Origin of the sequence: Flagellimonas aequoris, assembly GCF_003584165.1 — a bacterium.
GTDB classification, from domain to species: domain Bacteria; phylum Bacteroidota; class Bacteroidia; order Flavobacteriales; family Flavobacteriaceae; genus Flagellimonas; species Flagellimonas aequoris.
The window spans coordinates 89,050-101,971 of the sequence record NZ_QXFJ01000029.1 but is presented as its reverse complement, the minus strand read 5'-3'; the positions used below and the strand labels follow the sequence as shown (position 1 = coordinate 101,971).

Genomic DNA, 12,922 nt, shown 5'->3' with positions numbered 1-12,922 from the left:
AGAAGCAGCATCCCGAACAATCCTATAAATCCTGTCTTGGCGTACTGCACCTTGCTAAGAAATATGGCAGGGACCGTCTTGACAGCGCCTGTAGAAGGGCAACGGAATATGGTGCATATAATTACAATATGGTCGAGCGCATCCTAAAAAAGGGCTGGGACAAGCTTGATGAGGGCGCCGATGATAATCTGGAAATGCCCGAGCACCAGAACATACGGGGCGGAAAATATTATGAATAGGGACAAATACTTAAATACTACATATGAACGAAAGGACAATACAACAGATGAAGGAGCTCAGGCTCCATGGCATGCACAGGGCATTTGAAACGACCTTGGGGCCCAACGGAACGGACACCGACTATACCAATGACGAGATCATTGCCTACCTCGTACAATGCGAGTGGGACGACCGCCATAACCGCAGGATAGAACGCCTGACCAGATCGGCGCGCTTTAGGTATGCTGCCGTTATGGAGGCGGTGGATTACAGACCTTCCAGACAATTGGACAAAAACCAGGTACAGCGCCTTGGCAACTGCGATTTTATCAAAAAGAGGGAGAATGTCCTCATTACCGGGAGCACCGGGGTCGGCAAAAGCTATCTGGCCTCCGCAATCGGCCACCAGGCCTGTTCCATGGGGAAAAAGGTCATGTACTTCAACACGGCCAAGCTCTTTACCATGTTGAAGACCTCAAAAGCTGACGGTTCCTATCCTAAACAGATAGGCAAGCTTGAAAAACAGGACCTACTGATACTTGATGACTTCGGGCTCAAGCCACTGGACAATATCAACAGGCATGCGCTCATGGAGATCATCGAGGATCGTCACGGACAGAGATCGACCATAATTGCATCACAATTGCCCGTATCAAAATGGCACGACATCATCGGGGAGAGAACTCTGGCCGACGCCATACTCGACCGTTTGGTACACACGGCACACAGAATCGACATAAAAGGTGAATCAATGAGAAGAAAATTGAAAAATAAAAACTAAGTTTAACCCACGGACAGGTCAAATCCAAGCAGTTGATTTACACTGCTCACTTTCGTCCGGCGCGGGTGGCTCAGTTTACCCGGCTCATCCACTTGAGAATCAATCTCAAAAAAATAAATTAAATTTTATTTTGTTAGGATTCCTTACTATATTTGATCGGCAATAGTGCCATAAATTTTAAAATTAAAAAAATGAACAAGGCTATTTTTTATCATGCGGGATGTCCCGTATGTCTGAGCGCAGAACATGACATTATCGGTCTCATCGGATCGGAAAAGGTCGAAGTGGTGAACATTGGTGAACAAAGGGATAGGATACAAGAGGCTGAAAACGCCGGGGTAAAATCCGTTCCTGCCGTGGTCACTCCCAATGGAAATGTCCTCCACATCAATTTTGGAGCATCCATGGAGGATGTAAAATCATAACCCATTTGGTTAGGATTCCTATCTTTTTGATTTAAAAACAAATTCATTTACCTATGAAACCAATACTCATTTTATTGACCGTATTCCCGTTTCTGGCCGCAACACGGACTGTGGCCCAAGGGGACAGCTATAAGAATGATGATTTTCACATCAACAAGGTCAACGTTGCCCATAAGGCCGACCTGGGCATCATCGTCTGGGAAATCTCGGTAAAGGGAAACGCCGGTGGAACGACACCCAATAAAGCCGGCAAATTGGACGGAGCTCCCGTCTTGGGCTATGTTTTTCCCACCGATCTAAAATCCACGGATGTCGGCTTTAGTTCCACCGATGGCATTGTGGCCCTGGCCTTGACATCACATCCTGATTTTGACGATACTCCCCTATGGGATGAGAACAATGACCGTATCTATGACAACGATGGGGTGGTCTGGCATCCCCATTGGGTCATCCTTGGCAAGGACGATCGTGTGGGTGGTGGCCTATCAGTCAAACAATTCAAAAAAGCGGATGAAACCGTTGTCCTACTACCCACCAATCCAGGCATGCCCATGTACATGGACTCCCCTGGTTATCCTGTCATTACAAAAAACAAGACCATTAAGGTTGTGGTACCGGCCTATCGGATGAACAACAGAACGGATTTCAAGTATGATGGGGTCACAGCCTTTCTAAAAGTGAACACCTCCAATGAGAACTTGCCCATGTTAGGGGTATATGAGGTATTCAGCGTGGCAAGTGGTGACCTTTCCCTGCCTTTCACCGTAAAAAATTAGTGTGATGCAGTTAGCAGTTTGGGATACGTACATTGAACGAACAGATGGCAAGACCATGCATTTTGATATTCTGGTACCCAGTACCCTAACGGATGAACAGACCGTGATTGGCTTTGGAAGGGAATATGTAAGGACCAAACCTTTTGCAACGCACCCATTATCCACCCATCATTGTCGGTTCTGTCACTTTGAAAGGGCCACGGAAGAAATCATCGACTCCATTGAAACGAAGGGCTATGCCATTCTGGAAATGGAAAATTGCACCTGATTTGATTAGGATTACTAACTTTGCCTGTCGGACAACCCCGGCAGGCATTTTTATGAACGAAGGCACATTCAATCCGGAACAACAGCAGAGGGATATTTCAAGTAAGATCGTAGCCGGTCTGGAACGGGTCTCAGAAGTATTCAAGATATTGTTATGGGAAAAGGCCAAATTGGTCGGCCTTAGCCCGATCCAGATACAGATCTTGATATTCATCGCCCACCACAAACCACATCTGTGCAATATCAGCCACTTGGCCAAGGAATTCAATGTGACCAAACCAACGGTCAGTGATGCGGTACGGATTTTGGATAAAAAGGGGTTTGTCATCAAAGACTTCTCCTCTCCGGACAGCCGGAGCTATTCTTTGTCCCTATCTGAAAAAGGAGCTGGAATAGTCGCCCAAACCTATGACTTCTCCAATCCGTTAAAAAAACAGATCGATGGTTTTTCATCAAAGGAACTGGTCCAATTATTCAATGTTTTGGGTCAATTGATCTACAGACTGAACCAACATGGGATCTTAAACGTCCAAAGGACCTGCTATGGATGCAAGTTTTACACCAAGCGGGAAGGGAATGACTATTGCAACTTATTGGAAAGGGAGTTGGCCAGCGGGGAAATCCGTCTGGACTGCCCGGAATACCAAGAAAAAGATCATGGTGGTTAGACATCATGGACCACGGTGGAACAATGCCAAAATACCCCCTATCCATTTGGTGTGGACCCCTATCCATTTCTTCTAAATTTTGTAGTATTGCCGACAATTTGGTAGTAAACTCGATCAAGTAACCAACCCATAACCAATCATCTTTTGAAGGATTTAAAGCCCCTCAATACGTTTTATGTCATTACCGGCGGTCCCGGGGTGGGCAAGACCACCCTTTTGCATGAGCTTCAAAACAGGGGTGCGACCGTGGTCCCAGAAATAGCGCGTGAACTCATCAAGGAACAGCAAGAACAGGGCGGTAAGGCCTTGCCTTGGAAGAACAGGAAACTGTATATGGAAATCATGTTCCAACGCTCCATGGAAAGTTTTCAAAAGGCCATCGTTGATTTCAAGGGTACTGGCCCCGTGTTCTTCGACCGTGGTTTTTTGGATGCCCTTTGTTATGCAGCTCTTGAAGGCATTCCCATCGACCAAGAAATGAGGATCTCCGCTGAAAAAATGAGGTACAATACCAACGTGTTCATTCTCCCTCCCTGGCAAGAGATATACCAAACCGATGAACAGCGCAAACAAGACTGGAACGAGGCCGTGTTCACCTATAACAAGATGATCCAAACCTATAGAGGGTATCAGTATGATCTCGTTGAAGTCCCCAAGTCATCCATTTTGGAGAGGGCCGACTTTATCTTGGACTTCATCCAGAACAATTAAAGTAGTTCATGTATTGCCGTTCATTTAAATATGGTCCCAATATCATGATGTACCTTTAAATAATGCTGTTCCAATTCCAATTCAGAGATCTCCAATGCCTTGGGCAACCCCTTGGATATATCCGGCCTGGGAAACTGCACCTTCCGGTCCTTTCCATCGGCGAACACTACAAACTCCCCTTGCCGCAACCGAAAGAACACCTCGGCCCTGTGTTTGGACACCTCCTTCTCCCCCTGGGTGATCCGTCGCTCCAGGTTCAGTCCGGAACTCTTGCTCACGCTCCTGGTAGGGATTTTGACCAATTCAAAAAAGCGTTCATAGTATCGGGCCGTATCCGGGTCATTGACCTTTCCAAAGAACTGATAGGATAGGTTGGACAGTATGGCCTTACTGGCCTTCTCCCCGTACATCATGTCGTTTTGAATCTTGTCCTGCAGTACATACACACTCACGATATCATAACTCCTGAGGGTGGCCGGTATCCTGTGCATGTTCAACAATCTTAAGGTCGAAGCTTCCTCCAACAACATAAAGGAAGGTTTCCGGTTGCGCTGGCTCATCTGCTTGGATATCGTGTGGATGATTGTGGCGATCACCGGGGAAAGGGAAGCATCTTTTTGGGGATTGTTCACCAAGGCTATGACGGATGGATTGTTTTCATTATTGATGTCCAAGGGAATCTCATCCTTGGAAAGCACCATAAAAATCTTCCGGGTACTGATCTTTTTAAAGCCATTGGCCAGGGTACTGAGCACCCCTGCGGTCTGTCGTTCAGACCCGATACCACTGATAAAGGCATCCGCCATGGCCCGGGAGGTCATGTTCCCCCGTAAGAACTTGATCAGGCTCTTGGTGGCCAATTGTTGAAAAACGGCCATGAGATGGGGCAAGGTACAATAGTGGGGATAATCTGTCTTCAACCGCCATATCAGACCACTGACCAGCCCCTCCGCAGCATCCTTAAAGAACCTTGAGGTACTGTTCTCATCAGAGTCTCGATGTTCCATCAAATTCTCCAACAGTACCCGGGACACCTCGTGTACACTTTCCTCATCGGGCAGGTATCGGGGATCGATGGGGTTCACTCTGTTATATATGGGGCCAAAGGAAACGATCTGAAAAGGTATCGTTTCTCCCTCCCATAAGGGGCAGGCCATTTCCGTAATCTCAAAATCCTTGTAGTCATGGATGACCCCCGAGAAATTCTCCTTTTGAAAATGTTTTAAAAAATTATAGATGACACTTTCGGTCTTTCCACTCCCTGCGGAGGCCATCACGGACACACCACGCCGGATGTTCCCCAATACCAAGGGCCTCCCCTTTACTTTCATTTTCACCTCAAAGATTTTGGGAGGCCTCCTATCGTCCTTGTGGTGGTCCACCAGGCCATAGATTACCACATGCACAAACAGAATGGGCAACCAAAGGGTCAATGACCCCGTTAAAAAATCATCCCAGCCCAATATTAAATGATTCGCCATGGCCAAAAGGACTATCCCTAATGCCCAAATCACAAACCCATGCCTGAGATACCGATTGGCCATAACTGAAATCCCTCCTCCTACTACCAAGCAAACCACTATTTCAACCCATTTCAAATCTTCCATTTCATTACTTTTTAAATTCCGATCGATCCTGACTCCATGGCCTTTCCGATACCCTTTTTCAGTCGCATCATGGCCTTATAGGCCAACTGCACCTTGTTGGTGGGAATCCCCTGCACCTTGACACCCGCCTTGAACAACAATTGCCTGGCGGCCTGTTTTTCTGTTGCAGGAAGTCCCAAAAGGGCTGCAAAAAATCGTTTGGGATCCTTGTCCAAGAGGTTTCGGGCATGGTAGGTCTCCACAAAGTTCCTGCGATACCCGAATTGTTTGTCAAAGGTCTTTTCAGCCGCTCTGTAAAATTTGTCCCTGTCGAACCCTTGTTTCACCTTCTCCCCGTTGAGGGTGGTCTCGGAAGTACGGAACTTGGAACCTGGGGAGAGGCTATGGGAGTTGGTCACATCCTTGCGGCTTACAATGATATGGATATGGCTCTGATGGCCCTCCTTGGCCATTCCGATAACAATGCGCTTGCCGTTCTGTTTGTGTGGGGCCTCTGTTTCCAGGACGTTGATCTTTTCCTGGAGCTTGGCCATATCCCCATGCTCCCTTCCTTCCCTGATGGCCCTGATCTGGTGCTGTAGGTCCAAGATCTTGTTGGCAATGGGTTGGTTTTCCTTAACGGCCTTATCCCTTTCGGAATAGGTCCGCTCCCGTTCCAGTTTTGCGAAGTACAGCACATCCTTCACGGTTACCTCTTTGTCCCTATAAAAAGAGGTCGCATAGGTCTTCATCAGTTCCCGAGTGTACTGTTTCAGCTTTTCGGGATCGTTTCCGATATGGTTGAGTTCCGCTTGGGAGGGACTGACCATAATGGAATAGAACTTGGGATCCCGTTTCGACAACTTGGCCGTATTCGCATCGATATCGGCAATGACTCTTTCAGCATCAATGTTATTTTCAGTTTGGTCAAAGAATTGCTCTTGGTCCTCCGGGGCCTTTCCCTCATTCTCCTTTTCCAGATACCTGACAAAATCCCCGCAACTTCCCTGATAATTGTCCCCCATTTGCTGGCGTGTGATGGCGATGTACATGCTTATATATTTTTGAGTTTAGTACGGTATTTTTCCAGGGCCCCGGGTTTGAGGTCCAATTTGAGGTGATCCTTCCCGAAACGGTTCTTGGCCACGGATACATGGTCCAGGACATGGCCAAAATCGGCTTTCAGTTCCTCCATCCTTTCCTTCAACCGTTTATGCACGATCTTGGGGACCGTGGTTTCCTTATCCTGGAGTTCGGGGTTGGCAGGGGTGTTTATCTCAGTCAACTGTTTCTCAAAAAACTCAAAATCCCCTTCCCATTCGTTCCCTTCTTCGGGGTCCAGTTCCTGTTCAAAGAGGGCCTGGATCATACTGACCGTGGGCAGGGTCTGTTCCTTTTCGATACTGCGTATTATGGCGACCATGGCGTTGAAGCGTCGCTTCATGAACAATTTCATACTTGCAATGGTCTCCCCAAGGTGTTGGTCCGGGGAGATCCCATGCCGTTCAAAAAACTCGATCATCAGCAACAAGGTCATTGACCGAGATTGCCCAAACCTGCGAGAAAACCGTCTAAATTTCAACGCTACCGAACTTTTTACCCGGATGGTCCTAAACCTTTGTTTTTCGTATCCTTTATCCATTTTTTAGTCAAAAACGCCTTGATTTTATTGGGCCGGTGGCCTTTTTTAGTCAAAAATCCTTTGCTTGCCAATTTCGATTATACCGTAATCCCCCATAAACAGAGGCCTTGCGCAGCAACTATGATCGATGGCGATGCGTGAGCACGCTATCCTCTTGCTTCTCCTTTTTGTGCCCCTGGCACAAAAAGTATCGCACAACATGATCCAAGAACCATGTTGCATCTTCTTTATAAGTCAAACTGGAGGGTACGGGCTTGTGGAAAGTCAAATTGTAAAGGTTGCCGTACCCATCTATAGGAACAATGTCCCTCTTTAAATATAAACACTATGGGAACGAATTGAAAACGCAAAACATTGCTGATCGCGTACAATTGTGATGGTATTGTATGTATTGCCCTTAAAAGGTAAATCAAAACGTCTAATGGGAGAGGCATGAACGAAAAAAAAGACCCTGTTACAAGGGTCTTCCAGATTTAAATTTTCCCTAAAAATGATTCAGGACTTACGTTGTTCCTTGGTGTATTCAAATCGGAACACCCAAAGATTGATGACCAACAGAAAGGTCTTCTCTGCATTGGTTTCCATTTCGGTTGGAAATCCTTGGCGTTTCCTAGCTGGGATCTCCAGGGACTTTCTGATACGGGTTTCCATAGTTCTTGATTTTCGGGTTTTTCATTATTCGTTTAAAATTCCATCCAAAATGACCGTTTATAAGATCCCATTGTCGGCAAAACTGTAGTATCGGCCATCAGGGGCAAGGATGATATGATCCAAGACCTTGACATCAAAAAGCTGTGCTGCCTGTTTGATCTTTTGGGTCAATTGCTTATCGGGTTCGCTTGCTTTGAGTTGTCCCGAGGGATGGTTATGGGCAAGGATGATCCCAACGGAAAGGGTCTTTAGGGTAATGGCAAAAAGGATACGCAAATCCACCAAGGTACCCGTGATGGCCCCATGGGATAAGGGGTAAATGCCCTTGACCTTATTGGATTGGTTGAGCAGCACGATCTTAAAGGTCTCGTGCAGGCCTATGGTCTTGTTGTCCCAATTCTTGAACAATAATTCTGCCACTTCTTGGGAGTTGGTCACGGACAGGGATTTCAGCGTGCTGAGTTTTTCCCGATAACTGACCTGTATTTCGTTGACGCGATGTTCCATTTCATTTTCGTTTACCGATGGATAAAAAAAGGGATGCCCAAAAAGGTGGACACCCCTATTCCCATCAATCGTTGTTACCACCCAACAATAAGATCTCACTGGCCACTACTTCGGTGACGTACCGTGTATTGCCCTCTTTGTCCTCATAGGAACGGGAGGTCAATTTCCCTTCGATGGCCACTTCCTTGCCCTTGGTCACAAAACCTTCGATGATGTCGGCCAATTTACCCCAACCGATGACGGTATGCCATTCGGTGTTGGTGATGCGCTCCCCTTCGGAGTTCTTGTAATGTTCGTTGGTGGCCATGGTGAACCGTGCCACACGTTTCCCTTTGTCAAGGTCTGTAATGGTGGGATCCTGCCCCACGTTCCCGATCAACTGCACTTTGTTTCTCAATGTACTCATGATAAAAAGTTTTAAAGGCCTGCCGTTTTCCTTTATGGATAATTCAGCAAACAGGGTTAAAAATTCCCCTCTATTTTTTGGTCATTGTTTCCCAAATTTTAAGGGGCGTTTGTTTGCTTCTTACGTGCGTAGCACAATAAAAGAAGGGGGTTCTGTCAAGGCTTTTGGACTGAAATCGGGAGGCTCCGCGACGTAGTAAAATCCTGGGATTTTCAAGGAAGTGGAAACCCTATTTATGGACAAAACCTGTCTTGGCCTTGACAGGTTCGATGAGGGCCTTAGGAATTCCATCTGACCCATTGGCAAGGGAGGGTACGGGAAGTTAAGCGACCGCAGGTGATGGTGTCCTGATAGGAAGTCCTTGGGCCCTGCCCTGTTTTTCGATGCCCCGAAAAACAACAAGGGCTTCTTTTATTAAGGACCCCTTAAAATTTGATGGGCGGACGGACGGATTTGCGGCCTTTCCAAGGCAAAGCCCCAAGAAGGGTTTGCAAAGGAAGGTCGCATCAAAATCCGTTTGGATGCCTTCACTATTGGAGGAATACTTATACATCATTTTTGGTGCCCCTTGGTCCCTATTTTGAGCACATACTTCACAAAAAAGTATACTTTTACATTTTATCCCCATCGAAGACCGATTGAAACGCATTAAAACCATAACTACCCTTATTTCCCTGGCTCTCCTCTATGTTTGGACTATGGCTTTGGGCTATTGGTCACCGCAGTTGGAGACGGAGGAAAAGACCGAAAAGGGATCCGCATGGTTCCAATTGAATGGTCGGACAGATGGTTCCGTTCACTTGGCACCGGACCACTATTCCGGGGCGGTATCGGAATCACGACCCTCAACGAAAGACATTTTCCCTTTCACACCGACCCTAGCTTGGTTACAGGATGTTTGCTTTTCGTCGGGAACCCATAAACTGCTGTCCTTTGCTGATAAAACCAATAGTACGGTAGCACAACAGATAGCCAAACTCCTCTATCCCTTCCACTTTTTCCATTGACTCTTCCATTCCATTGGGCATCCACAAAACTCTCGATGCCTATCCATCAACCATCCGGCAAGTTTTGCCAAAAATTGTATTACATCATTAAATAAATTAAACCATGGAATTAGGAGTAATTGCCATTGGCGCGACTGTCATCGCCCTATGTGCCATGCCGTTTATTGCAACGGCAAATAATCGAAAGAAAAAACAAAAGGAATTGTTGAATGGATTGAATACCATTGCCACAACCCAACAAAGCCATTTAGGCATTCATGATTTTGGAATGGAGTTTGCCATAGGGCTCTCAAGTGCCAAAAACTATGTCTTTTTCTACAAGAACCTTAAAAATGGGCAACCCATTTCCACATGTATCCCGATTAACACAGTCCAGAATTGTAAGATTCTTGAGAGCAAACAACGGGCAGGATCAGAGTCTATACTCCAAAAATTAGAGCTGGTCATTACCCTTCTTGACAAGGAGAGTACCACTTGTAGCCTTGTTTTCTTTGATGCGGAGGAACATTTCCAGCCCAATGGGGAAATGTCCTTGATAAGGCAATGGGAGACCAATATTAAGCAGGCTATGGAGTTCTATCAAAACTAGGAAGGTTTTGCAAGTAAAAAAGGCCTCGGAAAAAAATCTGGGGCCTTCTGTACTTGAGTTATCCCAATTCAAAACATGGACAGCTTAAGTCAGCATATGGTTCCTTTCTCGGTATTGTTCATTTTTCCAAGAATATAATCATCAATTGATTTCATGTTTATATGAAGGTATTTTGTCGCAAATTCAGTAAATATTTGCGACAAATCGATGTTGCTGATCATAGAGTCAACTAACTCAATTTGGATATAAAAAAGGTTACCCATCCTAGTCCCATAGCCCCTTTTTGGTATCCATATAATTACATTCAAGTATTACAGCCCATTTACCAGAGTATGCCCATATATCAATGCTATCAATCCCAATTCATCTTAATCGTCAATTGCAACATTTTATCACTAATGGAAAATAGCCATTCAAGCTGGCCCCAAACCAAATGGGCCTCTTGAAGATTACGTTGGACCCCTATATCCATAGGCATTGGGGGTTTATCTTGTAAAAGATCGGAAATGGACAATTGCTTGTTAAAAATCGTGATGGTTTTTCCGTTAGGATTATAAATGTCCTGTTTTTCTCCCTTTAGGGAATTGAGCACTTGTTCCAAGTTTTGTTTTATTGTATTCATAGCAGCCTTGAACTCTTCGGATGCCTCTGTAGTGCCATGATGTTGGATATAGGTGCTCAAGGAAGCCAGGGAAGCCAAGAATGTATGGTTCAGGACGACCAGCTCATATATTTTGTCCATTTCCCTTTGTTTGGATTTGGGTTCTTGCGTCATGCGCTGAAACGCTGAACTCAAATTGGAGGTTTCCAAAAACGCATCCTTCCGGGCAATCTTATAAGAAGTAGGCACATCCCCCTTCTGTATATAGTACGTTTCAATAGAAGTTAAAAACGCTTTGATGGCATTGACGCTTTTTTCGACACTCTCCCTCATTTCCACATATTCCCAGCTGGGCCACAACGTCAACATGGACAGATAAGAAAGACCGGCCCCAACCAAGGTATCCAGTATCCGGAATTGTACCACTGACAAGACATCAGGCGTAAGAATGGCATAGATAAACACCACGCTCAGGGTAATAAAAGCGGCTGAAGTCCTATAATTCCTTTGTACCATGGCCAAGGCTATGATCAATGATACAACGCCCATGGCACCATATGCATAAGGGTTTGTCACCAAGAAAATAAGGCCCAAAGCAAAGGTACCGCCGATAAGTGTTCCTATGATCCGATCCTTGGCACGGGTCTTTGTAAGGCCATAACTCGGCCTCATGATTACGATGATCGTCAATAATATCCAATACGGATTTTGGAACGTAAAGAAGGAGCCCAATGCATAACCAACCATTACAGCAACGGACAATCGCAAGGAATGCCTGAATATCAAGGACTTAAAACTGAGATTTCTTGCCAATAATTTAGGATCATAGTCCTGAGATTCAACAAAGCGTTTGGCCTCCTTTCTATCGATGAGCTCGAATTCCGATGTATCCGTATCGCCCAATAATCTTTTGATTCGTTTCAATTTCTCAAATTGCTCCTTGTGATAGGCCAATATGTTTTGGATCATTAAAAATTCTTCGTAATCCCCTAGATCGCCCCATTCTGAAATCCTTTGTGAGATATCGTCAATAGATTGCCTCAATATATTATTCTTGGGTAGTTTGCTCCTGTCATTCCCTGCCTGATCAATTAATTTTAATTGTAGGGACATTTGAAAAATCAATTCCTGTAAGGCCGTAATGTATTGGGGATAGTCCTTAAAGAGCTTGTCCACCTGATCATAATTGACTGGATTGGAAATCGCCGTTTCCAACATCCCGACCAATTCGGTGAAGATCAACAGCCGTTTGTCCAAATAGTTGGATCTACCCGAACTTCTGCGGGTAAGGATTAATATCTCACGTAAGGTCCCATGGTTTTCCGTAAGTTCACCCTGGAGTTCAAGCAGTCTTGATTGCAACTGTTTTCGGTCTGCTTTTGGATTCACCAATTTTCCACGAATTTCCAAAAATTCAGCAGTGAGAAGGTAGGTTTCGGAAAGAAACTCCTCGGTCTCTGCCCTTGGATATATGATACTCCAAAGCTTTGCCAAGATCAAATACCAGATACCTCCCAACCCTATCAATAGGGCATATTGATATATCTCCAATTCTTTGGAATCATGGGCAAAACTCAAGACCAAGGCCATGAGACCGGAAAAACTGATAAGTGAGGCCCGGAAACCATATACTGAGATAAAGGCAATGGTAAATGTGAGCAATCCCAGTATAGGAAGCAATAGCAAAAGTTCAAAATGTAGGTATCCGCCTATAAAGCTGACCAATGTGACCAATATTGCTGAAATCAGGATGCCTACCGCTTTCTGGTAAAAGCTTCCACTTACATCGCTTGGGGAGCTCCACAAAGCCCCAAAACAAAGGGCCAAACCAATCTCAAAATACCCGGATCGTATCCCTAATATAATGGGTAAGGTAACCGCAAAGCCCACAAGAAAGGCCCTTGAAAAGCTGGTACTGTTCAAAAAATGTTGTGATTCTTTTAAAATTTCAGAAGGGTTGGGAACAAATGGCTTCAAGGTTTCATTCTTAAGCGACAAAGATAGCCCTTAACCTTCATCCTTTCATCCCCTCAAGCCAATTCCAAAGTAAGCACGGGCTTAAGCCACGGTTAAGAACGTTGACCAA

At 45.4% G+C, this 12,922-nt stretch carries 16 protein-coding genes and 1 pseudogene; 9 read left to right on the top strand and 8 right to left on the bottom strand.

The genetic code is table 11. The features are described 5' to 3' along the window. From D2U88_RS19565 to D2U88_RS13365, 7 genes and pseudogenes are all read left to right on the top strand, one after another. Positions 1 to 239: pseudogene (locus D2U88_RS19565) on the top strand (IS21 family transposase); the annotation flags it as partial. Positions 240 to 262: 23 nt separating this feature from the next. Further along, entirely contained in the window at positions 263 to 1,000 is a 738-nt protein-coding gene (istB, locus tag D2U88_RS13390) for an IS21-like element helper ATPase IstB (protein WP_119608405.1), read from the top strand. A gap of 191 nt (positions 1,001 to 1,191) precedes the next feature. Further along, positions 1,192 to 1,425: a thioredoxin family protein gene (locus D2U88_RS13385; protein ID WP_119641079.1), complete on the top strand. Its 234-nt coding sequence runs from the start codon at positions 1,192 to 1,194 to the stop codon at positions 1,423 to 1,425. Positions 1,426 to 1,478: 53 nt separating this feature from the next. Continuing rightward, positions 1,479 to 2,201, top strand: a complete 723-nt coding sequence (locus D2U88_RS13380) for a hypothetical protein (protein ID WP_119641071.1) — start codon at positions 1,479 to 1,481, stop codon at positions 2,199 to 2,201. 4 nt (positions 2,202 to 2,205) lie between these two features. Then, positions 2,206 to 2,469, top strand: coding sequence for a DUF2024 family protein (locus D2U88_RS13375; RefSeq protein WP_119641070.1), 264 nt, complete (start codon positions 2,206 to 2,208; stop codon positions 2,467 to 2,469). Positions 2,470 to 2,521: 52 nt separating this feature from the next. Beyond that, entirely contained in the window at positions 2,522 to 3,136 is a 615-nt protein-coding gene (locus D2U88_RS13370; RefSeq protein ID WP_119641069.1) for a MarR family winged helix-turn-helix transcriptional regulator, read from the top strand. 144 nt (positions 3,137 to 3,280) lie between these two features. After that, positions 3,281 to 3,847, top strand: coding sequence for an AAA family ATPase (locus D2U88_RS13365; RefSeq protein WP_119641068.1), 567 nt, complete (start codon positions 3,281 to 3,283; stop codon positions 3,845 to 3,847). Positions 3,848 to 3,867: 20 nt separating this feature from the next. Here the strand turns inward: D2U88_RS13365 and D2U88_RS13360 are convergent, their stop codons facing one another. The 7 genes from D2U88_RS13360 to D2U88_RS19410 all read right to left on the bottom strand — a co-directional run bounded on the left by D2U88_RS13360 (position 3,868) and on the right by D2U88_RS19410 (position 9,195). Beyond that, positions 3,868 to 5,454, bottom strand: a complete 1,587-nt coding sequence (locus D2U88_RS13360; RefSeq protein WP_119641067.1) for a type IV secretory system conjugative DNA transfer family protein — start codon at positions 5,452 to 5,454, stop codon at positions 3,868 to 3,870. Positions 5,455 to 5,465: 11 nt separating this feature from the next. Next, the gene (mobB, locus tag D2U88_RS13355; protein ID WP_119641066.1) at positions 5,466 to 6,485 is read right to left on the bottom strand and encodes a MobB family relaxase; all 1,020 of its coding nucleotides are present in this window, start codon (positions 6,483 to 6,485) and stop codon (positions 5,466 to 5,468) included. 2 nt (positions 6,486 to 6,487) lie between these two features. Next, entirely contained in the window at positions 6,488 to 7,075 is a 588-nt protein-coding gene (locus tag D2U88_RS13350; protein WP_119641065.1) for a BfmA/BtgA family mobilization protein, read from the bottom strand. A gap of 495 nt (positions 7,076 to 7,570) precedes the next feature. Beyond that, positions 7,571 to 7,726, bottom strand: coding sequence for a hypothetical protein (locus D2U88_RS19560; protein ID WP_182859180.1), 156 nt, complete (start codon positions 7,724 to 7,726; stop codon positions 7,571 to 7,573). A gap of 57 nt (positions 7,727 to 7,783) precedes the next feature. Continuing rightward, complete coding sequence (locus tag D2U88_RS13345; RefSeq protein ID WP_119641078.1) at positions 7,784 to 8,233, bottom strand: JAB domain-containing protein; 450 nt, start codon at positions 8,231 to 8,233, stop codon at positions 7,784 to 7,786. Between the two features lie 64 nt (positions 8,234 to 8,297). Then, entirely contained in the window at positions 8,298 to 8,639 is a 342-nt protein-coding gene (locus D2U88_RS13340) for a single-stranded DNA-binding protein (protein WP_119641064.1), read from the bottom strand. A 322-nt stretch (positions 8,640 to 8,961) separates the two neighbouring features. Beyond that, the gene (locus D2U88_RS19410) at positions 8,962 to 9,195 is read right to left on the bottom strand and encodes a hypothetical protein (RefSeq protein ID WP_147378589.1); all 234 of its coding nucleotides are present in this window, start codon (positions 9,193 to 9,195) and stop codon (positions 8,962 to 8,964) included. A gap of 82 nt (positions 9,196 to 9,277) precedes the next feature. Between D2U88_RS19410 and D2U88_RS13325 the strand changes: the two genes are divergently transcribed. Both D2U88_RS13325 and D2U88_RS13320 read left to right on the top strand, forming a co-directional pair. Further along, the gene (locus D2U88_RS13325) at positions 9,278 to 9,646 is read left to right on the top strand and encodes a hypothetical protein (protein ID WP_147378588.1); all 369 of its coding nucleotides are present in this window, start codon (positions 9,278 to 9,280) and stop codon (positions 9,644 to 9,646) included. 103 nt (positions 9,647 to 9,749) lie between these two features. After that, positions 9,750 to 10,235, top strand: coding sequence for a hypothetical protein (locus D2U88_RS13320; protein ID WP_119641060.1), 486 nt, complete (start codon positions 9,750 to 9,752; stop codon positions 10,233 to 10,235). 352 nt (positions 10,236 to 10,587) lie between these two features. On the opposite strand, the gene D2U88_RS13315 is transcribed toward D2U88_RS13320, so the two are convergent. Next, positions 10,588 to 12,813, bottom strand: a complete 2,226-nt coding sequence (locus tag D2U88_RS13315) for an FUSC family protein (RefSeq protein ID WP_119641059.1) — start codon at positions 12,811 to 12,813, stop codon at positions 10,588 to 10,590. Positions 12,814 to 12,922: the final 109 nt, after the last annotated feature.

Bases quoted from the DNA above. Each gene is read 5' to 3' on its own strand.
- istB (WP_119608405.1), top strand. From the start codon at position 263: ATGAACGAAAGGACAATACAACAGATGAAGGAGCTCAGGCTCCATGGC.
- D2U88_RS13385 (WP_119641079.1), top strand. From the start codon at position 1,192: ATGAACAAGGCTATTTTTTATCATGCGGGATGTCCCGTATGTCTGAGC.
- D2U88_RS13380 (WP_119641071.1), top strand. From the start codon at position 1,479: ATGAAACCAATACTCATTTTATTGACCGTATTCCCGTTTCTGGCCGCA.
- D2U88_RS13375 (WP_119641070.1), top strand. From the start codon at position 2,206: ATGCAGTTAGCAGTTTGGGATACGTACATTGAACGAACAGATGGCAAG.
- D2U88_RS13370 (WP_119641069.1), top strand. From the start codon at position 2,522: ATGAACGAAGGCACATTCAATCCGGAACAACAGCAGAGGGATATTTCA.
- D2U88_RS13360 (WP_119641067.1), bottom strand. From the start codon at position 5,454: ATGGAAGATTTGAAATGGGTTGAAATAGTGGTTTGCTTGGTAGTAGGA.
- mobB (WP_119641066.1), bottom strand. From the start codon at position 6,485: ATGTACATCGCCATCACACGCCAGCAAATGGGGGACAATTATCAGGGA.
- D2U88_RS13350 (WP_119641065.1), bottom strand. From the start codon at position 7,075: ATGGATAAAGGATACGAAAAACAAAGGTTTAGGACCATCCGGGTAAAA.
- D2U88_RS19560 (WP_182859180.1), bottom strand. From the start codon at position 7,726: ATGGAAACCCGTATCAGAAAGTCCCTGGAGATCCCAGCTAGGAAACGC.
- D2U88_RS13345 (WP_119641078.1), bottom strand. From the start codon at position 8,233: ATGGAACATCGCGTCAACGAAATACAGGTCAGTTATCGGGAAAAACTC.
- D2U88_RS13340 (WP_119641064.1), bottom strand. From the start codon at position 8,639: ATGAGTACATTGAGAAACAAAGTGCAGTTGATCGGGAACGTGGGGCAG.
- D2U88_RS19410 (WP_147378589.1), bottom strand. From the start codon at position 9,195: ATGATGTATAAGTATTCCTCCAATAGTGAAGGCATCCAAACGGATTTT.
- D2U88_RS13320 (WP_119641060.1), top strand. From the start codon at position 9,750: ATGGAATTAGGAGTAATTGCCATTGGCGCGACTGTCATCGCCCTATGT.